Raw genomic sequence first — 21,435 nt, forward strand, 5'->3', positions numbered from 1 at the left:
GATCACCTGCGGCGCGGCTCGAGGCCGGCGCGCAGCGCTTCGGTGACCTCCCCCTCGCCCGCATCGACGATCCACGGCGCCTTGCGCGGCAGCACCGTCTGCTGCAGCCACTGGTCCAGCGCCTCGGGCGCGAGCGCCTTGCTGAACAGGAAGCCCTGCATCATCCCGCAGCCCAGCCGGTGCAGCACCTCCATCTGGCGCATGTTCTCGACACCCTCGGCCACCACGCGCAGCCCCAGCGAACGCGCCAGCGCGATGATCGCGGTGACGACGGCCGAGCTCTGCGGCGTCATGCCCAGGTCGCGCACGAACGAGCGGTCGATCTTCAGCTCGCTGATCGGCAGCGTCGTCAGGTAGGCCAGCGACGAATAGCCGGTGCCGAAGTCGTCGATCGAGATCTCGACGCCGATCTCGTTGAGCCGGTGCAGCGTCGGGATCACGTTCTGCAGGTCCTTCATCAGGCCCGTCTCGGTGATCTCGAGCTCGATCGCGTGGTGCGGCACGCCATAGGCGGTGACGGCCTGGTGGATGTGCTCGACCAGGTCGGTGCGCTCGAACAGGCGGTTCGGCAGGTTGACCGCGATCGAGTCGGCAAAGCCGAAGCTGTCCTGCCAGATGCGCGCCTGGCGCGCCGCCTCGCGGATCGCCCATTCGCTGAGCGGGATGATCAACCCGGTCTCCTCGGCCAGCGGGATGAACTCGCCCGGCGGCACCAGCACGCCGCCGCGCTGCCAGCGCATCAGCGCCTCGGCCCCCACCATGCGCGCGCCGCGCACGTCGACCTTGGGCTGGTAGTGCAGCACCAGCTCGTTGCGCTCGATCGCCTTGTGCAGCGCGCTCTCGAGCTCGAGCTTCTCGCGCCCCTTGCCGGCCAGCGCCGGGCGGTACAGCAGCGCGGCATTGCGGCCCTGCGCCTTCACCGAATACATCGCGACGTCGGAGTTGCGCATCAGGTCGGCCACCGTCTGCCCGTCGCGCGGGAACATCGCGATGCCCACGCTCGCGGTGACGAAGCATTCCTGGCCGCCGACGAAGATCGGCTCGCGCATCACGTCGAGCACGCGCGCGGCCACGCGCTCGGCATCGGATTCGTCCGACACCTCGGGCAGCAGCGCGACGAACTCGTCGCCACCGAGGCGGCCGACGGCCTCGAGCGTGCGGTGCGAACGCGAGCCCATCGATTCGACGGTGCTCTCCATCACCTGGTCGGAATGGCGCACGCACGAGCGCAGCCGGCGCGACACCTCCATCAGCAGCTCGTCGCCGGCGCCATGGCCCAGCGTGTCGTTGATGACCTTGAAGCGGTCGAGGTCGATCAGCAGCAGGCCCACCGGGTGGTTCAGGCGCCGCGCGTGCTCGAGCGCGCGCTCGGTGCGCCAGATCAGCTGGCGGCGGTTCGGCAGGCCGGTCAGCGCGTCGAAGTTGGCCAGGTGGCGGATCTTGTCCTCGGCCATGCGCCGGTCGGTCACGTCCTGCACGATGCCGGTGTAGCCGGACAGGTTGCCGTGCTCGTTGAACTCGGGCTCGGCCTCGACGTGGATGATGCGCTGGCGCGCGTCGGGCAGCGTCACCGGGATGTCGGTGGCCAGCACCGAGCTGTGGCGGATGACCTCGTGCAGGATGGTCATGAAGCCGCTGCGGTCTTCCTGCGGCACCATGCGCAGCAGCGCGCGCATGCCGGGCGTGTCGCCCGGGCCGAGGCCGAACACGCGCAGGCCCTCGACCGAGAACAGCGGATTGCCGTGGCCGCGGTGCCAGTCGAAGCTGCCCATGCGCGCCAGGTCTTGCGCGCGCGCCAGCTTCGACTTGCTGCGCTCCAGCTCCTGGCGCGTGCGCGACGAGCGCAGCAGGTAGCGCAGCCGGCCGGCCAGCAGGCTCCAGTGGGTGGACTTGACGAAGAAATCGGTGGCGCCGGCCTCGTAGGCACGGGTGATGGACGCGTCGTCGTCCAGGCCGGTCAGCATCAGCACCGGCATCGATTCGAAACCGGGCAGCAGGCGCAGCTCGCGGCAGGTCTGGAAGCCGTCCAGCCCGGGCATCAGCGCGTCCAGCACGACGACGTCGGGCGACCAGTCGGCCAGGATCTGGATCGCCCGCTCGCCGCTGGTGGCCTCGGTGATCGCGAAGCCGCGCTCGCGCAGCGCGATCGCCGTCAGCAACAGGTTGACCTCGTCGTCGTCGACCAGCAGCACCCGCGGCTGCCCCAGCAGGTCGTCGTCGGTCAGCGGCGCGCTGGAGCTCATCGACCTAGCGCCCGAGCAGGCGCCGCGTGGCGGCCACGACGATGGTGACCTCGGCCTGCAGGGCGACGATCAGTTCGTCCATGCCCTGGGTGGCTTCGCGGCGGACCATGGCTTCGATTTCTGCGCAGATGTGAGACAACTTGAGGGCCCCGATGCTGGCGGATGACGACTTCAGCGTGTGTACCACGTGCCGGATGCCCGTCAAGTCGTGCGAGGCCTGAGCATCCTGCAATTGGGGGAGAAGGCGCTCGAGGGAATTCTCGAAAGCCTTCATGACGCGCTCCAGCAGCTGGTTCTCGCCGCTCGGGTCGAGTTCGCGCAGCCGGTCGAGCGCCAGGGCGTCGAGCACGCCGTCGGTGGCCGCCGCAGCGGCAGGCGCCGGCGTGGCGACCGCCGGCGGGATGGCGCGGCCGGCGCCGGCAGGGCCTTCGGAATCCACAGGCGCCGCGGGGCGCAGTCGTTTGGCGAGCATGGCAAGCAGTTGGCTTTGGCGGAATGGCTTCGAGAGATAGTCGTCGAAACCGAGTTCAAGGAACCGTTCTTCATCCCCTCCCAGGGCGTTAGCCGTCACGGCGATCACCGGCGTGTCGGGCGGCGTGAGGAAATCGAACCGTCCCGACCGGCTGCGGCGGAACCAGTTCAGCGCCTCCACGCCGTCCATGCCCGGCATCTGGATGTCCATCAGCACGAGGTCGTAGCGCTTCTCGCACAGTGCGCGCAAGCCGTCCAATGCCGACGCGCAGACCTGAACCTGGCACCCCAGCGACCTGAGCATCTGCCCGATGACCTCCTGGTTGACGGCATTGTCTTCGATGACAAGGATCAGTGCGTTCAGCCGGGGCGTCAAGCGGCTTGCGTCACCCCGGGCGCTCGAAATGCCGAGGATCGCCTGCCGCAGCTCGGCCTTGCGCACCGGTTTCGCGACGAAGCGGTCGTAGCCGGCGCGCTGCGCGGCGCGCGCATCGTCGGGCGACGACACCGACGACAGCAGGATCATCTTCATGCCGGCACTGCGCCGCCCGGGGCCTTGCGCCTGCAGCGCGAGCGCCAGCCCCATGCCGTCCAGGCGCGGCATGTTCATGTCGACCAGGGCCAGGTCGAAGCGCGGGTCGATCGAGCTGGCGCCCGACAGGATGTCGAGCGCGCGCCGGCCATCTTCGGCCAGCACCACCTGCATGCCCCAGGCGCCCAGCATGTTGTCGAGCACGGTGCGGTTGGTCTCGTGGTCCTCGACCACCAGCACGCGCAGCGCCGGCATCTGCGCCAGCTCGAGCCCGGCCGCCACGGCGTCGCCGCTGGCCGCCGGCGCGAGCGGCATGCTGAAGATGAAGCGCGAACCGATGCCGGGCGAGCTCTGCACCTCGATGTCGCCGCCCATCAGCTCGACCAGCTGCTTGGAGATCGCCAGGCCCAGCCCGGTGCCGCCATAGCGCCGCGACATGCCGCCATGCGCCTGCGTGAAGGCGTTGAACAGCCGCGGCACCACCGCATCCTCGATGCCGATGCCGGTATCGCGCACCTCGAACTCCAGCCACAACGCGCCATCGGCCCCCTGCGCCGGCATCGGCATGCGCACGTCGACGACGATCTCGCCGGCCTCGGTGAACTTGATCGCATTGGCCACCAGGTTGGTCAGCACCTGGCGCAGGCGCAGCGGGTCGCCGTGCACCAGCGCCGGCATGCCTGGCTCCTCGCGGAAGCTCAGCTCCAGCCCCTTCTCATGGGCGCGCGGCGCGAGCAGCTCCAGCGTGTCTTCCACCACCGCGCGCAGCGAGAAGTCGACCGGCGCCAGCTCCAGCCGGCCGGCCTCGATCTTCGAGAAGTCGAGGATGTCGTTGATGATCTCCAGCAGCGCCTCGCCGGAGCGGTACACCGCCTGCGCGAAGCGCTTCTGCTTGTCGCTGAGCGCGGTGCCCAGCAGCAGCTCGGTCATGCCGAGGATGCCGTTCATCGGCGTGCGGATCTCGTGGCTCATGTTGGCCATGAACTGGCTCTTGGCCTGGCTGGCCGCCTCGGCGGTGTCGCGCGCGCGCTTCAGCTCGGTCTCGCGCTCCATCTCTTCGGTGACGTCGCACACCAGGCCGTAGACGCGCAGCTCGCCGTCGGGCGTGCGCCGCGACCGGGTGCGCGAACGCAGCCAGCGCAGCCCCTTGGCCGGGTGCTGGATGCGCACGCGCACGTCGGCCGGCTGCCCCTGCTCCTCGAGCGCGCGGCGCGCGTCCAGCAGGTGCCGGTCTTCGGGCAGCACGCGCGACAGGAAAGCCTGCGGCGCCGCGTCCCATTCGTCGCGCGGCGTGCCCCAGGTGTCGTAGCTGCTGTCGGTGAGGAAGTGGAACCGGTCCCGCGCCGGCGTGGTGACGAACAGGCTGTCCTCCACCGTGTCGGCGAACTCGCGCAGGCGGCTCTGCGATTCGTGCAGGTCGCGCTCGGCGCGGCGCTCGCCGCTGATGTCGCGCGCCAGCACGATCAGCAGGCGCGGCGAGCCGTCGGGGTCGCGCAGCGCGAAGTAGCGCGCACTCACCACGCGGGCAGCCCCGCCGTCCGGATGCGCCGGCACCTCGACCTCGCTCTCGATGGTCTCGTGGCCGGCCAGCGCGCGGGCGAACGACGGCTCGCTCAGCGCGCCGATCTCGGGGCCGAAGGCTTCGTCGACCGTCCTGCCGATCGCGTCCTCGCGGCGCCGGCCGAACTCGCGCTCGGCATGCACGTTGATGGCCACCAGGCGCCGCTCGGCCGCGGTCAGCACGAACAGGCTGACCGGCAGGTTCTCCATCAGCAGCTGCAGCAGTGCCGGCTCGGGGACGCGCGGGTCCGGCGCAGGCGGCTCGGCCGGGCCGCACTGGCCGGCGCGCAGGTCGACCAGGCGCTGCACGGTGTCGAGCACGCGGCGCAGCGCCGGCAGCTCGCGGCGCGCCAGCACCGCGCGCAGCTCCAGCACCGCCAGCATGCCGTGGCCGCCGTGCACCGGGATCGCGATYAGGCTCGCACCCGAAGCCGGCAGCGGCGTCAGGCAGATGCTGCCCTCGGTGACGGCGCGGCCGGTGGTGCTGAGCCGCGGGTGGACGGTGAAGCGGGCGGGGTGGGGGTCGTCGGGCGGCGACCAGGCCTGCAGCTCGGTGGCCTCGCCGCTGACGGACAGCACGCGCAGCACGGCGTGCTCGCTCGCGTCCAGCGCTTCGGCCAGCGCCGTGGTGGCGGCCCACAGCGCCTCGGGCAGCGTGTCCGCCTCGTCGACGCGCACGGCGACCTGCTGCACCAATGCCAGCCAGTCGGGGCCGGCCGGCTCGGGAACGGGCGCCGGCGCGGGGGCGCCTGCCGGCGCCGGGGCGACCGGCGCGAGCGGCTTGCGCCCCGGGACGAACCAGCGGGCAATTCGGGACAGCTGAACAGGCATGGTCGACAACTCGGGGAAAGGCATGGCCGTGCCGGCCCACGGGGGTGGCGGGGTCTTCGGGAAGGTTTCGGCGCCGGCGCGGGCGACTTGAGGCATCTGACATGGCATGAAGCCCGCCGCGCTTCACAATCTCACGCTGCAGCGACTCCTTACAATCCTGCGGATGAATCTCGCGACCGTGCTGCCGGCCGGACTGCTCTTGCTGGTGGCCCTCGCGGCCGGCGCCCTCGCCTGGGCCGGCCAGCGCCGCGCCCAGCGGCTCGAACGCGAGTTGCAACAGGCCCGCGCCGAGCGCCAGGCCCTGACGCAGGTGCTGGACGCCTGGCAGTGGCGAACCGACGTGCGGCACCGGGTGACGCAATGGCGCCCGCCGCGCGGCGCCGCGCTGGCCGACTGGGCCGGCACCGACGATGCCCCGCCGCTGTGGCAGCACTTCCAGGCCAACGACACGCTGACGCGCTCGCTGCGCACCGCGATGGACCAGCACGCGCCGCTCAGCGCGACCGCGCTGTGGCGCGCCGGCGCGTCGGGCGTGCGCCAGGCCTGGTCGCTGCGCGGCGAGCCGCTGCTCGACGAGCAGGGCCGCTTCGCCGGTTACGTCGGCACCGCGCACGAGCTGGCAGACCCGGCCGAGCAGCGCATCGCCGGGCTGCTGCAGGCCCTGCCCTCGCCCGTGCTGCGCGTCGCGCTGCCGCCGCCGGGACAGCTGGGGGTGTTGTACGAAACCAATCCGGCGGCCGATGCGTGGCTGCACGTCGGCGACCCGGCCAACCTGCCGGCGTGGCCGGAGCTGCTGCAGCGGCTGCCGGCCGGGCTGCGCCCGCTGGTCGACCACGCGATCGCGCCGACGCTGCATGCCGACGGCGCGAGCGGCAGCGCCGAAGGCTGGGAACTGCGCGTGCACCGGCTCCCGGCCATGACACCGCGCGGCGGCCACGAACTGCTGCTGTTCTTCACGCGCCAAGGCGGGGCTGCGCCGGCCGCCGGGGTGGGCGGCGAGCCGACCGACGAGCAGGAGTCGTTCAGCTACACCGTGTCGCACGACCTGCGCGCGCCGATCCGGGTGGTCGAGGGGTTCACGAAGATCGTCAAGGAAGACTACGGCCGGCTGCTCGACCGCATCGGCAACGACCACCTCGACCGCGTGCTCGGCGCGGCGGCGCGCATGAGCAGCATGATCGATTCGCTGCTCGCGCTGTCGCAGCTGTCGTCGCGGCCGCTGGCGCGCCAGCCGATCAACCTGTCGCAGCTGGTGGGCTACATCGTCGACGACCTGCGGCGGCAATCGCCCGAGCGCGAGGTGCAGGTCGACATCGAACCGGGCCTGCATGCGCAGGGCGACGCGACGCTGCTGCGGGTGGCGCTGGAGAACCTGCTGGGCAACGCGTGGAAGTACACCGCGAAGTGCCGCAACGCGCACATCTGGTTCGAATCGAGCGTGCACGAAGGCCGCACGGCATTCACGGTGCGCGACAACGGCGCCGGCTTCGACATGCGCTTCGCCGACCGGCTGTTCGGGGTGTTCCAGCGGCTCCACAGCGCGAACGACTTCCAGGGCACGGGGGTCGGGCTGGCGTCGGTGCGGCGCATCATCCGCCGGCACGGCGGGGACATCTGGGCGGCAGCGGAAGTCGACCGCGGCGCGAAATTCGAATTCTGGTTGAACTGAACGACAACCCGGATTGGCATCCGGGCTACCCAGTATTCGTATCAGCCTCCGGAAAGCAGCTCCACCGCTTCGAGCAGGCGCTCGGCCTGCTGCGGCAACGGCCGGCCTTCGGAGGCTGCCAGCCGCTGCAGCCGCTCCAGCGCCTGCCCGCGCGACAGCGAATAGCGGTGCATCAGCACCCCCACTGCCATCGCCACCGGCTGCGCCAGCGCCTCGTGCGCCAGCGTGCCGGCCAGCGGCGCCGGCTCGCCGTCGCGCCGGTCGATCTGCGCGAACGCGGCCTCGACCGCCGGCACGATCTGGCGGATGTCCAGCGGCTTCACCAGGTAGGCCACCGCGCCCAGCGCCTTCACCTGCGAGACCGTGTCGTCGTCCGAGAACGCCGACAGGAACATGAACGGCATCTGGCAGTAGTCGCGCAGGTAGGCGGCGACGTCGAAGCCGCTCTTGCCTTCCATCCGGATGTCCAGCAGCGCCAGGTCGGGCCGGTGTTCGCGCGCCAGCAGGATCGCGTCGTCGCCGTTGTCGGCGTCGATGATGTCGTAGCCGGCCTGCGCCAGGCCATGCGTCAGCGTCGCCAGCACCAGCCGGTCATCGTCGACCACGAGGATCTTGCCTTTGTTCGTCACGGTGTCGCAGTGGGGTTACAGCCAGGGGGTGCCAAGCGCACGATCGTGCGGATTGTGGCCGAAAGGCCTGCCCTCAGCCAGCACCTGCCGGCCGGCGCGTCACGCGGGCGCCAGTTTGGCGACCCCCGGCGGCACCAGCGCGATGGTCGCGACCACGCGCTCGCCCTGCTGCTCGAGCGCGAGCGTCGCACTGCGCCGCGGCAGCAGCGCGCGCACCAGCCCGAGGCCCGAGACGCCCCCCGGGAAGCGCGCGAGGCTGAAGCCTTCGGGCAGCGTCGACGCGTTGCCGATGACGACCTGCACGCCGGCCTCGCCGCACACCAGCGTGCAGGTCACCGGCGGGGCGGCCGCGTCGCTGTGCTTGATCGCATTCGTCAGCAGCTCGTTGACCGTCAGCGCGATCGGGATCGATTCGGCCTCCGGCAGCGCCCACAGGTGCGGTGCCGGCCCTTCGACCGCGAACACGATGCTGCGGCCGAAGGTGCGCTGCACCGAGCCGGTGATGGCCTCGAGCACGCTGCGCACGCGCAGCGGCCCGGTCACGCCGACCTGCAGACCGTAGACCTGCGCGATCGCCTGCACCTGGCCGACCACCTCGGCCATCACGCCGGCCACCTCGGGCTTGCGCGTCGCGATCTGCTGCAGCAGCCCGGCCACGCCCTGCAGGTTGTTCTTGATGCGGTGGTGCACTTCCTTCACCAGCATCTCGCGCTGCGCGATGGCGGCCTCGAAGCGCGCCTCCTGCGCGGCGCGCTGCTCGGTCACGTCGGTGGCCACCATCAGCAGCTGGTCGGGCGGCTGGCCGTCGGCCGACAGCGGCAGGTAGCGCGCGTCCCACACCTCCATCTCGCCGTTGATCTCGGTGCGGTATTCGCGCTGCGTGACGCGGCCGGCGGCCAGCGCGTCTTCCATGTCGCGCCGCCGCTGCGCCGCGACCTCGGGCGTGAAGATCTGCTCCGGCGCGCGGCCGATCAGCCGCTCGCGCGTGCTCGACGCATTGCGCGCCGCGACCTCGTTGACCTGCAGGATGCGCAGCGTGTGCGCATCGCGCAGCGTGATCGCGAGCGGCGCCGCCTCGATGATGCGTTGCAGCGACGACTGCGCCTCGGCGATGCGCGCCTCGGCCTGGCGGCGGCGCTCGATGTCGAGCAGCGCGTAGGTCAGCTGGCGCCCGGTGACGACCGCATTGCCGACGACCCAGAACTCGCGTCCGTCGCGCGCCTTGACGCGGCATTCGAAGGTCTCGGCCTGCCCTTCGACGAGGTCGTCGAGGTACTCCTTGCGCAGGAACGGGTGCTCCGGCTCCGGCGTCGCGACGGTGGCCATCGGCTGGCCGAGGAAGTCTTCCAGGTCGCCGCCGAACATGCGGCGCGCCGAGCGGTTCATCCACTCGATGCCGTCCGCGCCCACCGTGACGATGCCCACCAGCACCGAGTCGAGGATGGCGCGCGTGCGCTCGGCCTGCAGCGCGACCTCGCTGGCCAGCGCCTCCAGCTCGATCTGCTGCGCCTTCAGCCGCGTGATGTCGGTCAGCACCGCGATCAGCTCCTGGCCGTCGGCGCCCAGGCCGGCGCGCCGCACCGACAGCGAGCACCAGTGGCGCGGGCGGCCGCGCAGGTCGATCGCGAGCTCGGTCTCGTGCACCTGGCCGGCGGCGAGCGAGGCATCGATGTCGGCCGCCAGGCGCGCGGCGTCGCGCTGGCCGGCCAGCAGCTCCTGCAGGCTGCAACCGGCCACGTCGCCGGCGCGGAAGCCGAGCAGCGATTCGAAGCGCCGGTTGCAGCGCACCAGGATGTTGCCGCGCAGGTAGGCGATGCCGACCGTCGTGCTCTCGAGGATGGTGGTCAGCTCGCGCAGCAGCATCTCGCTGCGCTGCTGGGTCTGGTGCTGGTCGGTGATGTCCAGCGTGACGACCGAGGTGGTGCGCTTGCCCGATGCGAGCGTGGCCGGCTCGACGCGCGTGAGCAGCCAGCGCAGGCCCAGCTCGGGGTGGCGGATCGCGTAGCGCACCTCGGCGCGCTGGGCGTGGCGCAGCGCGAGCTGCAGCTTCTCGTACTCGGGCAGCGATTCGGGCAGCACGATGTCGCGCCGGATCGACTGCAGCGACGCGATGCCGATGGCCTCGCCGGCGCCACCGAACACCCCGCCGTGCTGCACCCAGCCGGACGATTCCTGGAAGGTGGCGAGGCCGACGCCGGCGGTGTCCATCAGCGCGCCGATCTGCATCTGCGCCAGGTCGCGTTCCTCCTCGACGCTGCGGTCCTCGACGATGGCCATGTAGCGGCGCTGGCCGCTGCCGCTCTGGTAGCAGCGCACGATGGAGCGCAGCCGGCGCGGCGTGCCGTCGGCGTGTTCGACCCAGGCCTGCGTCTCGACCGGGCTGGAGCCGGGACGCAACAGCGCGAGCGGCCCGTTGTCCTGCCAGGCCATCAGCTGCTGGATCGCCGGGGCGGCCTCGGACATCAGCACCGGCACGTCGCCGGCCAGCGCCTCGAAGGCCGGATTGCTGCGCACCAGCAGGCCCTGGTTGTCGAACAGCACCATGCCGACCGGGCTCAGGTCGAACCAGTCGTCGAGCTCGCGCACCGAGCGGTCGGCGCGCTCGCGGGCGATGTGCTCGGCGGTGCAGTCCTGCAGGATGGTCATCGTGCGGGTGCGGCCCTGCGCATCGCTGCCGACGCGCCAGGCGGCGCGGAACCAGCGATCGCGGCCGTCGGCGTGGGTCAGGCGGCGCTCCACCAGGCGCGCCGGGCCAGTGGTGACGGTGTTGATCTGCGCCCGGTAGGCGCGGTTCAGCTCGCGGTCCTCGCGCGGCTGCAGCTCGATCGGGTCGCGGCCGATCAACTGTTCGCGGCTGAAGCCGCTGAACTCGAGGTAGGCGTCGTTGACGTCGACGAGGCGGAACTCGCCGTCCTGCAGCGTGGCGGGGAACGGGGCGTCCCAGAACATGCTGGCCATGTCGGGCATGGACGGGGGCGGGGTGTCGTCGGGGGGTGTCGAAATGATCGGTTGGATGGCCGCCAACCGCAGCGCCCAGCGTTCGCCGTCCAGCGGCGCGAGCGCCACGCTGAAATGCCGGCCATCGGGCAGTGTCACCGCGGGGGGCAGGCCCTCCGGACCGTGGGCGAGCGCCTGGGTGGCCGCCGCGACCAGCGGTTCACCGAGCAGCGGGGCCCAGTGCGCCAACTGGCGCGCCGGCTCGCCACCCATCAGCCGCAGCGCGGCGGTGTTGGCGAAGCTGACGCGGGCGCTGCGGTCCAGCACCAGCACGGCGTCGGACAGCACGTCGAGAAGCGGGTGCAGCGATTTGGGGTCGGACATCGGGGGGTCCGTGCGGCTGACGAGCCGCACGGCAGGCACGCAGTGTACGCAGGCCTGGTCAGTCGATCTGCGTCGCCGAAGTCAAGGCACTCAGGATCGCCCGGTTGATCTCGCTGACGCTCAGCATCAACGTGTCGGCCGCGGTGCGGAAGTCGTACAGCGACTCGTGTTCCACCGCCTGCACCAGGTCGAAGTACGGCTGATAAGGGCCCGTGCCGTCGACCAGCGCCTGGTAGACGCGCTCGGGCACCGGGATGGTCTTCATCAGCTCGGAGAACGGCTGCTTGAACATGCGGTCGAGCAGCGAGAACACGCCGCAGATGAACATCTCGTTGCGCATCTCCTCGTCGCCCGACGAGCGCACCAGCTCTTCCATCAGCAGCCCGCGGCGCACCGCCGCGAACATCACCGGCTTCATGTTGACGTCCTTGCCGGCCGTGGCCAGCAACAGCGCCAGCCAGCGCTTCAGGCGCTGGTAGCCGAGCATCATGATCGCGTGGCGGAACGAGCTGATCTCGACGCGCAGCCCGAAGGCCGGCGAGTTGATGTAGCGCATCAGCTTGAAGGCGAGCGAAGGATCCCGCTTCAGCGTGTTCTCGAGCTTCTCGATCGGATCCTGCGCATCCACGCGCTGGATCAGCTCGACGATCACCTGCAGGTCCATCTGCACCGCCGACTTGCCCTTGGCCTGCGCCTCCTGGATGGCGTCATCGATCGGCCAGCCCAGCACCGCGGCGGCGCCGCGCGCGAAGCTCGACTCCATCTCGGCCAGCGTGTGCACGCCCGACTGAACGTGGGGGATGTTGCGCGTGACGCCGGCCGGCGCCGCATTGCCCGCTTCGTTGACGCGGCGGTCGTCGGCCAGGTCGATGATGGAGTACTTGAAGCAGGGCAGCACCTCGCGCGGCAGCTCCTTGAGCGGCCGGCCCTTGATCAGCAGCGTGTTGCCGCCCTGGTGCAGCGCCTGGATGGCGGGGGCGTTGGCCTGCTCGGTGGCCATGAAGGATGGAATCTCGACCATCAGGTTGGCCGACGGGCTGGCACCCATCAGGTCCTGCAGCAGCCCCTCGCTGATGATGTTCAGCGAGGCGTTGCCGCCGTCGGCCGGCCACACGCCGCCCACGGCGTGCAGCAGCTGGGCGATGTCGGGGGTCAGCTCGGGGCGCAGCGGGAAGATCGTCAGGCGGGTGGCCGTGACGGCGCGGCTTCGGTCGATGAACGGCGAGTAGCCGAGGGCGACCTGCCCGAGGATGGCGTTGTCGGTCACGCAGGTTCTCCAGGGAAAGGATACAGGCGGCGGCCAGGGGCGTCAGCCACCGCTCAGGTAGTTGAACAGCGACAGCTTCTGCACCATGGTGTAGGCCTTGAGCGAGGCATCGTACCCGGTCTGCTGGTTCGCGAAGTCGGAAATAGCGCGTGTCATGTCCAGGTCTTCCGCATCCGAACGCGCCGTCTTGCTCGACAGCTGCAGCGAATCGAGGCGGCCGGTGACGCCGTCGATGCGGTTCAGGGTCTCGCCGACGCGGGTGCGCGCGCCCGACAGGCTGTTCATCACCTGGTCGAGGTTGGCCAGGTTGTCGGCATTGGATTGCGCGATCTGCGTGCCGCTGCGCAGCGGCGTCTTCAGGTCGCTGATGGCCTTGTCGAGGGTGTCGAAGACGGTCTGGCTCGAGGTCGACGGCGTGAGCGTGAACTCGTCCAGGTCGGCCGGGTTGCCGGAGATCGTGGCCGACATGCCGTCGATCTGGATCGCCTGGCCGGGCTTGAAGGGCATGCCGACCTGCGCCGTCGGCGCGCCATCCTGCAGGATCGAATAGGTGGTGACGCCGGCGGCGACGCTGAACTGGATGCTGTAGGTCGAGCCGGTCAGCGCCGACGGGTTGGTGACGGAGCCGCTGTCGATCCAGGCGGTGCCGGTGGCGGTGACGGCGTTGGTGTCGAACACGCCGTTGCCGGACCGCGCCTGCATCCAGATCGCGTTGCCGTTGGTGGTGATCGGCAGTGCTTCGGTGGACGCCACCTCGGCCTCGCCGTCGCCGCCGACATACGTGACGCCGCCGGCCGCATCCAGGAACGGCGGCTGGCCGCTGCCCTGCCCGCCGAACAGGTAGGTGCCGGCACCGTCGGCGCGGTTGGCCACCGCCATCAGCTGCTTGCGGATCTCGCCGAGCTTGTCGGCCAGGCCCTTGCGTTCGGCATCGGTGTAGGTGGCATTGCCGGCCGAGAGCAGCGTTTCGCGGGCCTGCTGCAGCAGCTCGCCGGCATCGCCGAGCGCGCTTTCGGTGAGCGTCATCGCGTTCTTGCTGGCATCGACGGCGCGCTGGCCGGCGACGGCACGCTTCTCGGCCGCCAGCGCCCGCTCGGCCCGCGCCGCCGCGGCCGGGTCGTCGCTGGCACGGTTGACGCGCTTGCCGGTGGTGAGCTGTTCCTGCGCGGAGCTCAGGTTCTCCTGGCGCTTGATCAGTTGCTCGAGCGACGCGTCGTAGGAGTTGGAGGTGCTGATGCGCATGGTGTCAATGGTCCTGTAGCCCGGATGCCAATCCGGGGTGCATTGCGAGGCGACGATCCCGGATTGGCATCCGGGCTACGGGAGAGGCACTCATCCGGCGGCCGTCTGCAGCAGCGTGTCGAACACCTGCTGTGCCACTTGAAGCATCTTGGCGGCGGCCTGGTAGCTCTGCTGGTACTGGATCAGCTTCGCAGCTTCTTCATCGAGGTTGACCCCCGCCTTGTTCGCCCGCGCCGTCTCGGCCCCCGCGGCGGCGGAATCCGAGATGTCCGACGCGGTCTGCGCGCTCTGCACGCGCACGCCGATGTCCGACAGCGCGCTCGCATAGGCGTCGGTGATCGTGCGGCCCGGCGTCACCGTGCCGTTCGACAGGGTGCTCGCGCCGACGATGCCGGCCGTGCCGATGCGCACGAAGCCCAGCGCATTGCCGTTGTTCGCCTCGGTCGCCGTGGTCGGCTTCACCGCGATGGTGTCGCCGGTCTTCGGCACGCCGTTCAGCTTCAGCTCGAAGCCGTTCAGCGAGATCGGGTTGCCGGCGCTCCAGGTGCCGGTGCCGCTGGACACCGGCGTGTTGGTCGCGTCCACCAGCTCCCAGGTGTAGTCGCCGGTGTCGGACGTGAAGCTGACGTTCGCCGTCAGCGTGCGGTCGAGCGTCGTGCTCACCGCCGCCAGCGACGCGAGCGTCGCCGTGCCCTTGTTGGTCGCCCCGAAGGTCGCGGTCACCGGCGACGCCGCGGCGATGCCGTTCGGGTCGCTCAGCACGGCGCGCATGTCCTTGGCCGCCTCGCCCACCGGCTGCAGCAGCATGCGGTCGCCCGCCACCGAGGTGCCGGCCGTCATCTGGATGGTCATGCCGTCCACCGTGATGCCGGTGGCCATCTGCGCCGCGCTGAACGGGCTGCCGATCGCCGGCGTGTTGTCGGACAGGCGCGTCAGCGCGTAGTTGGTGCCGTCGAACTGCAGCTCGTAGTCGCTCGCCTGCACCTGCGTGGTGTCGGTCAACGTCACGCCGAAAGTCGCATCGCCCGCGTTGCTCGACGCCGGCAGCGACCGCGGCGCACCCACCGCATACAGCGGCGAGCCGTTGTTGGCCGGCTTGCCCAGGTCCAGGCCCAGCGCCTGCTGCTGGTTCACCGCGCCGCTGATCGCGGCCGCCATCTGCCCGAGCAGGTTGCGCGCGTCGACCAGGTCGTCGTTCTGGAAGCGCAGCATGCCGGAGATCGCCCCGTCGGTCAGAGAATCCTGCGGGATCAGCGACGACAACCCGCTGCCGACGTTGATGCCCAGTTGCACCTTGGCCGGGTCGAAGGCATCGCTCATCGTCACCAGCTTGTTCGCGGTGGCGCCCAGCACCAGCGCCTGGCCGCCGCCGACGAACACGCCGACGCTGCCGTTGTCGGCCTGGATCGTCGTCACGCCGACGTAGCCGCTGATCTGGCTGATCAGCTCGTCGCGCTTGTCCAGCAGGTCGTTGGGCGGCTGGCCGGTGCCGTTCAGCGCCTGGATCTGCTCGTTCAGCTTGGCCACCTGCTGCGCCAGGCCGTTGACGGTGTCGACCGAGCTCTTGATGTCCTGCGTGACGCCGGTCTGGATGTCCTGCAGCTGGTCGCCCGCCGCGGCGAACTTGTTCGCCAGCTCCTTCGCGCGCGCGATCACCACCTGGCGCGCCGACGAGTCGGCCGGCTGGTTGGCCACGTCGACGAAGGCGTTCAGCAGCTCGCCGGCCGAGTAGCCGACGCCGGCGGTGCCGGTGCCGAACACCGCCTCGATCTGCTTCAGCTGCTCGGCTCGCGCCGCGTCGCCGGCGGCGGTCGCCTTGGTGGCCGCGGCCTGCGTGGTCAGGAAGCTGTTGTACGAGCGCGTGACCGAGGCCACGTTGACGCCCTTGCCGAAGAAGCCGGCGCCGGTGAACTGGCCCTTGGCCGTCTCCAGCACCACCTGCTGGCGCGAGTAGCCGGTGGTGTTGGCGTTCGCGATGTTGTTGCCGGTGGCCTGCAGCGCCGCATAGTTGGCGAACATCGCCCGCGTGCCGATGCCCAGAAGTGCCGAGGAGCTCATGTGTCGTTGTCCTCGTTCACGCCGTCGCGCGTTGCAGGCGCAGCGTCGTGTTGATCATGTTGGTGAGCTTCTTCGCGTACTCGGGGTCGGTCGCATACCCCGCGCGCTGCAAGCCGTGCGCGAAACCCTGCGCCGACGACCCCGCCGACACCACCTTCGAGTAGCGCGGGTTGTCCTTCATCAGCTTCGCGTAGTCCTTGAACGATTCCTCGTAGCTCTCGTAGGCGCGGAACTTCGCCCGCACCTTGCGCGGCTGGCCGTTGACGACCTCGGTGGTCGTCACCGTCGTCGTCGGGCCCTTCCAGTCGCTGCCGGCCTTGATGCCGAACAGGTTGAACGAGCTGCTGCCGTCGGCATTGCGGATCTCGTGCCGGCCCCAGCCGGATTCGTGCGCCGCCTGCGCCACCATGAAGGTGGCCGGGATGCCGGTCTCGGCCTCGGCCGCCTTGGCGGCGCTGTCGTGCAGTTTCAGGAAGCCCACCTGGCGCTCCTTGCCCTGCAGCGAGGCCGGCAGCGGCGCGGTGCCGCTGCGGCCGGTGGCCGCCACCGTCTGGTTCGACGCCGTGTCCTTGGCCATGTTGGCCAGCGGCTCGCCGAGCTGGCGCTCCAGGTGCCTGGCGATCAGGTCCGACAGCCCGCCCGGGCGGCCGCTCAGCTGCTGCGCGAACTGCGTGTCCAGCAGCTCGGTGCCCATCTGCGTGCCCGAGTTCTCCAGCATGCCCGAGCTCGGCGTCGCCTGCCGCATGCTCTTCATCAGCTGCTGCATGAAGATGCCTTCGAACTGCTTCGCGGTCTCCTTGATCGCCGCCTTCGGATCCTTGCTGGCGGCAAAGCGCAGCGCGTCGACACCCCGGGTGTCGCTGGCCAGGTTCCGGCTCGCCAGGTTCTGGCCCTGCAAGCCGCGTTGGGTCGGGTCGATCGCCATCAGATCACCTCGATTTCTGCGTTCAGTGCGCCGGCACTCTTCATGGCCTGCAGGATCGCCAGCAGGTCCATCGGCGTCGCGCCCAGCGCGCTCAGCGCCTTCACCACGTCGGCGAGCTTGGTGCTGGCCGGCAGCTGGATCAGCGTGCCCGGCTCCTGCCGGACGGTGATGTCGGCCTTCTCCTTGACCACCGTGCTGCCGCCGCTGGACAGCGGCGACGGCTGGCTGATCACCGGCGTCGAGCTGATCGTCACCGACAGGTTGCCGTGCGCCACCGCGCAGGCCGACAGCGTCACCGTCTGGTTCATCACCACCGAGCCGGTGCGCGCATTGATCACCACCTTGGCGGCCGGCGCGGCCAGCTCCAGCGGCAGGTTCTCGATGTCGGCCAGGAAGCCGACGCGCGCATCCGGCGAGGCCGGCATGCGCACGCGCACGACGCGGCCGTCGATCGCCTGCGCGGTGTCGGGCCCCATCTTCGCGTTGATCGTGCGCGCCACTTCGCGCGCGGTGCTGAAGTCGCTGGCGTTCAGGTCCAGCTGCAGGAACTCGCCCTGGTTCAGCGGCGTGGCCACCGCACGCTCCACCGTCGCGCCCTCGGGCACACGGCCGGCGCTCAGGTGGTTGATCTGCACCTTCGAGCCGGCCGCCGAGGCGCCGGCACCGCCGACGATCAGGTTGCCCTGCGCCAGCGCGTAGATCTGGCCGTCGGCACCTTTCAGCGGCGTCGCGATCAGCGTGCCGCCGCGCAGCGACTTGGCATTGCCCATCGACGAGACGTTGACGTCGATGGTCTGCCCCGGCTGCGCGAAGGCCGGCAGCTGGGCCGTCACCATCACCGCGGCGACGTTCTTGACCTGCATGGTGGTGCCCGGCGGCACGGTGACGCCCATCTGCTGCAGGAGCGCGTTCAGGCTCTGCTGCGTGAAGGGCGTGGAGGTGGTCTGGTCGCCCGTGCCGTCGAGGCCGACGACCAGGCCATAGCCGATCAGCTGGTTGGTGCGCACGCCTTGCACGGCGGCGACTTCCTTGATGCGGGCTGCCTGCGAGGGCAGCGGCCACCACAGTGCGGCGCTCGCCGCGACGGCCGTCAGGGTGATCAGCAGTCGCAGGAGTTTTTCGGTCGGTGTGGTTTGCATGTCGGCTTCATCGCAGGATGAAAACCGATTCTGCGGAAACCTAAATGGGGAGAACGTTCAAAAAGAACCGCCCCAGCCACCCTATTCCGTTCGCGTCGGCCTGCGCGCCACGGCCGCGGTGCTCGATGCGCACGTTGGCGATCTGCGCCGAGGCGACGCTGTTGCCCGGCTGGATCGCGCGCGGGTCGACCTGGCCCGAGAAACGCAGCACGTCGACGTTCTGGTTCACGCCGATCTGCTTCTCGCCCGCCACCACCAGGTGGCCGTTGGACAGGACTTCCGTCACGGTCGCGGTGATGGTGCCCGAGAAATCGTTGGTGTTCTCGGTGCTGCCCTTGCCGGCGAACGAGTTGGCCGAGCTGCCGCTCGCGCTGCTGCGCAGCAGCGCGTTCGGGTTGACCAGCGGCAATGCGCTGACGCCGGCCTCGACCTTGCCGCTCTTGTCGATGGTGCTGGTGCTCTTCTGGCTGGCCGAGACTTTCTCCACGATCTGCACCGTCAGCGTGTCGCCGACGAGCCGGGCGCGGTAGTCCTCGAACAGCGGCCGGTACTGGCCGGACTGGAAGATCGAGCCGTTGCTGACCGCCGGCGCCACCACCGGCTCGGGCCGCGCCCGCGTCGGCTCGGCCACGTCGACCTTGGGCAGCGGATAGAGCGTGCTGCAGCCGGCCAGCAGGGCCGGGATGGCGAGAAGGACGAATCGCTTCATGGCGGTGTTCAAAGCTGGCTGAGCTTCTGCAGCATCTGGTCGGAGGTCGTGATGGCCTTCGAGTTCAGCTCGTAGGCGCGCTGCGTCTGGATCATGTTGACCAGCTCCTCGACCGGGTTGACGTTGGACGTCTCGACGAAGCCCTGCTGCAGCTGGCCCAGGCCGTTCAGGCCCGGCGTGCCGGTGTTCGGCGTGCCGGACGCTGCGGTCTCGGTGAACAGGTTCTGGCCCTTGGGCTCCAGGCCGGCCGGGTTGATGAAGCTGACCAGCTGCATCGTGCCGACCGTCTGCGGCGCGGTCTGGCCCGGCACCGTGACCGACACCGTGCCGTCGTTGCCGATCGTCACGCTCTGCGCGTTGGCGGGGATCGTGATGCCCGGCTGCACGGTGTAGCCGTTGTTGGTGACCAGCTGGCCCTGCGGGTTGACCTGGAACGAACCATCGCGCGTGTAGCCGGTGGTGCCGTCGGGCATCTGGATCTCGAAGAAGCCCTGGCCGCGCACCGCCACGTCGAGCGTGTTGCCGGTCTGCTGCAGGTTGCCCTGGCTGAAGCTGCGCGAGCTGGCGACCGCGCGCGTGCCCAGGCCCACCTGGTAGCCGGTGGGCAGCGTGGTCTGCTCGCTGCTGTTCGAGCCGGCCTGGCGCAGGTTCTGGTACATCAGGTCCTCGAACACCACGTGCGAACGCTTGTAGCCGTTGGTCGCGGAGTTGGCGAGGTTGTGCGAGATGGCGTCCAGCTGGGCCTGCTGGGCCTCCATGCCGGACTTGGCGGTCCACAAAGAATTCAACATGGTGGGGTTCCTTCAGGTCGGCGAATGGTCAATTCATGGACAGCAGCTGCGCGGCGGCTTTCTCGTCGCCCTCCGCGGTCTGCAACATCTTCATCTGCGATTCGAACTGGCGCGCCGCGGCGATCATCGACACCATGGTCTCGATCGGGCTCACGTTCGAGCCTTCCAGTGCACCGTCCTGCACGCGGGCGTTCGGGTCGGCGTCCAGGTCGCCGCCGGCAGCCCGGAACAGGCCGTCGGTGCCGCGTTCGATCCGGGTGTCATCGCCCGGCGTCACCAGCTTGAGCTTGCCGACCGGGGTGATCTTGCCGTCCACGCCCTTGGCGCTGACGGTGCCGTCGCCGCCGATCGAGATCTCGGCGTTGGCCGGTACCTGGATCGGGCCGCCGTCGCCGAGGATCGGCAGGCCGCCGCGCGTGGTCAGCGTGCCGTCGGCGCTGACGTCGAGCGAGCCGCCGCGGGTGTAGCCCTCGGTGCCGTCGAGCGCCTGCACCGACAGCCAGCTGTTGCCCTTGACGGCGACATCGAGGTTGCGGCCGGTGGCGGTGACGGGGCCGGGCGTCGCGTCGTAGCCGGGCGTGGTCTCCAGCGCGTAGACGCGGGTGCTGGCACCGCTGCCCAGCACCGGCACCGCGCGGAAGGCCTCGATCTGCGATTTGAAGCCGGGCGTGGAGGCGTTCGCGAGGTTGTTCGACAGGTTGTCCTGCCGCTGCAGCATGGCCTTCGCGCCCGACATCGAGAGATAGATCATCCGGTCCATGGCAATTCCTCAGCAGCTCGGTGGATCAGCGCAGGTTGACCAGCGTCTGCATCACCTGGTCCTGCGTCTTGATGGTCTGCGCATTGGCCTGGTAGACGCGCTGCGCGGTCATCATGTTGACGAGCTCGGCCGTCAGGTCGACGTTCGACTCTTCCAGCGCGCCCGACTGCAGCACGCCCATGTTCCCCTGCGACGGCGTGCCCAGGATCGGGTCGCCCGACTGGAAGCTGTTGGCCCAGGTGTTGCCGCCCAGCGGCTTCAGGCCCTGCGGGTTGCGGAAGTTGGCCAGCTCCATCTGCCCGGCCGGCTTGGACTGGCCGTTCGAGTAGGTCGCCATCACGATGCCGTTGTCCTCGATCGACAGGCCCGACAGCTGGCCCGGCGCGTAGCCGTCCTGCTTCAGGTCGGTCACGCCGAAGCCGGCGCCGTACTGCGTGGCGCCCGACAGGTCGAGCTGCACGCCGGTGATGGCCAGCGTCTGCGCGCCGGCCGCGTTGGTCGTCGCCGGGATGTCCAGCGTCACCGCACCCACCGGCGCGGTCGGGTTGCCGCCGTTGCTCGGGAATTGCATCGTCGTCACCGGCGCCGGGTCGCCCGCGCCGTCCACCGCCAGCGAGGTGCCGTTGGCGGTGACGTAGACGTTCCACTGGTCGGTGCCGGCCTTCTGGAAGTAATAGGTCAGCGCGACGTCCTGGCCCTTCGCGTCGTAGACGGTCAGCGAGGTCGCGTTGTTGTAGGTCTTCGCGTCCGACAGGTTGATCTGCGGCGTGGTGGCCGGCAGCGTGGTCGCGGCACGCGAATCCAGGTTCATCTCGAGCGTGATGTTCTCGGTGGCGGCCGGGTCGATGCCGGCGGTCGGCAGCTGCAGCGGGACGGCCTGGCCCGGCTGGATCGTGCCGGTGCCGTCGGCCTGGTAGCCCATCAGCTTCAGGCCGGCGTTGTTGACGATGAAGCCGTCCTTGTTGACCTGGAACTGGCCGTTGCGCGAGTAGAGCGTGGTGCCGTTGTCGCTCAACTGGAAGAAGCCGGCACCGTTGATCGCCACGTCCAGCGAGCTCTCGGTGGTGCTGATGCTGCCCTGCGTGAACTGCTGCGTCACCGCCTGCAGGTTGACGCCGATGCCGATGTTGTTGCTGCCGGCGCCGTTCATCGCGGCGGCGTACATGTCGGCGAACTCGGCCCGCGAGGCCTTGGCGCCGAAGGTGTTGGCGTTGGCGACGTTGTTGCCGATGACTTCGAGGTTCTTGCTCGAAGCGTTCAGGCCGGAGAGACCTTGCTGGAAGCTCAT

At 70.1% G+C, this 21,435-nt stretch carries 14 protein-coding genes; 1 reads left to right on the forward strand and 13 read right to left on the reverse strand.

What is annotated here, in order from left to right; genetic code table 11:
• Nucleotides 1-2 precede the first annotated feature (2 nt).
• Both AC1DYN_RS04240 and AC1DYN_RS04245 read right to left on the reverse strand, forming a co-directional pair.
• Nucleotides 3-2,243 (reverse strand): putative bifunctional diguanylate cyclase/phosphodiesterase, encoded by a 2,241-nt coding sequence (locus AC1DYN_RS04240; protein WP_477957858.1) that lies wholly within the window; start codon nucleotides 2,241-2,243, stop codon nucleotides 3-5.
• A gap of 4 nt (nucleotides 2,244-2,247) precedes the next feature.
• Nucleotides 2,248-5,637 (reverse strand): PAS domain-containing hybrid sensor histidine kinase/response regulator, encoded by a 3,390-nt coding sequence (locus AC1DYN_RS04245; protein WP_477957859.1) that lies wholly within the window; start codon nucleotides 5,635-5,637, stop codon nucleotides 2,248-2,250.
• Nucleotides 5,638-5,800: 163 nt separating this feature from the next.
• On the opposite strand from AC1DYN_RS04245, the gene AC1DYN_RS04250 reads away from it, so the two are divergent.
• Nucleotides 5,801-7,306: a sensor histidine kinase gene (locus tag AC1DYN_RS04250; RefSeq protein WP_477957860.1), complete on the forward strand. Its 1,506-nt coding sequence runs from the start codon at nucleotides 5,801-5,803 to the stop codon at nucleotides 7,304-7,306.
• A 41-nt stretch (nucleotides 7,307-7,347) separates the two neighbouring features.
• Here the strand turns inward: AC1DYN_RS04250 and AC1DYN_RS04255 are convergent, their stop codons facing one another.
• The 11 genes from AC1DYN_RS04255 to flgE all read right to left on the reverse strand — a co-directional run bounded on the left by AC1DYN_RS04255 (nucleotide 7,348) and on the right by flgE (nucleotide 21,435).
• Nucleotides 7,348-7,935: an ANTAR domain-containing response regulator gene (locus AC1DYN_RS04255; RefSeq protein WP_477957861.1), complete on the reverse strand. Its 588-nt coding sequence runs from the start codon at nucleotides 7,933-7,935 to the stop codon at nucleotides 7,348-7,350.
• A gap of 99 nt (nucleotides 7,936-8,034) precedes the next feature.
• Nucleotides 8,035-11,256 (reverse strand): PAS domain S-box protein, encoded by a 3,222-nt coding sequence (locus tag AC1DYN_RS04260; protein WP_477957862.1) that lies wholly within the window; start codon nucleotides 11,254-11,256, stop codon nucleotides 8,035-8,037.
• A 58-nt stretch (nucleotides 11,257-11,314) separates the two neighbouring features.
• The gene (locus tag AC1DYN_RS04265; protein WP_477957863.1) at nucleotides 11,315-12,523 is read right to left on the reverse strand and encodes an EAL and HDOD domain-containing protein; all 1,209 of its coding nucleotides are present in this window, start codon (nucleotides 12,521-12,523) and stop codon (nucleotides 11,315-11,317) included.
• Nucleotides 12,524-12,565: 42 nt separating this feature from the next.
• Nucleotides 12,566-13,765: a flagellar hook-associated protein FlgL gene (flgL, locus tag AC1DYN_RS04270; RefSeq protein ID WP_477957864.1), complete on the reverse strand. Its 1,200-nt coding sequence runs from the start codon at nucleotides 13,763-13,765 to the stop codon at nucleotides 12,566-12,568.
• Nucleotides 13,766-13,855: 90 nt separating this feature from the next.
• A complete protein-coding gene (gene flgK / locus AC1DYN_RS04275; RefSeq protein ID WP_477957865.1) occupies nucleotides 13,856-15,823 on the reverse strand; it encodes a flagellar hook-associated protein FlgK in 1,968 nt (655 codons plus the stop codon).
• Nucleotides 15,824-15,839: 16 nt separating this feature from the next.
• A complete protein-coding gene (gene flgJ / locus AC1DYN_RS04280; protein ID WP_477957866.1) occupies nucleotides 15,840-16,748 on the reverse strand; it encodes a flagellar assembly peptidoglycan hydrolase FlgJ in 909 nt (302 codons plus the stop codon).
• On the reverse strand, nucleotides 16,748-17,887 hold the full coding sequence (locus AC1DYN_RS04285; protein WP_477957867.1) for a flagellar basal body P-ring protein FlgI: 1,140 nt from the start codon (nucleotides 17,885-17,887) through the stop codon (nucleotides 16,748-16,750). Before AC1DYN_RS04285 ends, flgJ begins: the two co-directional genes overlap by 1 nt.
• 40 nt (nucleotides 17,888-17,927) lie before the next feature.
• On the reverse strand, nucleotides 17,928-18,596 hold the full coding sequence (locus AC1DYN_RS04290; protein WP_477957868.1) for a flagellar basal body L-ring protein FlgH: 669 nt from the start codon (nucleotides 18,594-18,596) through the stop codon (nucleotides 17,928-17,930).
• Between the two features lie 8 nt (nucleotides 18,597-18,604).
• Nucleotides 18,605-19,387, reverse strand: a complete 783-nt coding sequence (gene flgG / locus AC1DYN_RS04295; protein WP_477957869.1) for a flagellar basal-body rod protein FlgG — start codon at nucleotides 19,385-19,387, stop codon at nucleotides 18,605-18,607.
• A 28-nt stretch (nucleotides 19,388-19,415) separates the two neighbouring features.
• Nucleotides 19,416-20,147 (reverse strand): flagellar basal-body rod protein FlgF, encoded by a 732-nt coding sequence (gene flgF, locus AC1DYN_RS04300; RefSeq protein WP_477957870.1) that lies wholly within the window; start codon nucleotides 20,145-20,147, stop codon nucleotides 19,416-19,418.
• A gap of 25 nt (nucleotides 20,148-20,172) precedes the next feature.
• Nucleotides 20,173-21,435 (reverse strand): flagellar hook protein FlgE, encoded by a 1,263-nt coding sequence (gene flgE / locus AC1DYN_RS04305; RefSeq protein ID WP_477957871.1) that lies wholly within the window; start codon nucleotides 21,433-21,435, stop codon nucleotides 20,173-20,175.

This window comes from Rhizobacter sp. P2_D12, from assembly GCF_056404395.1.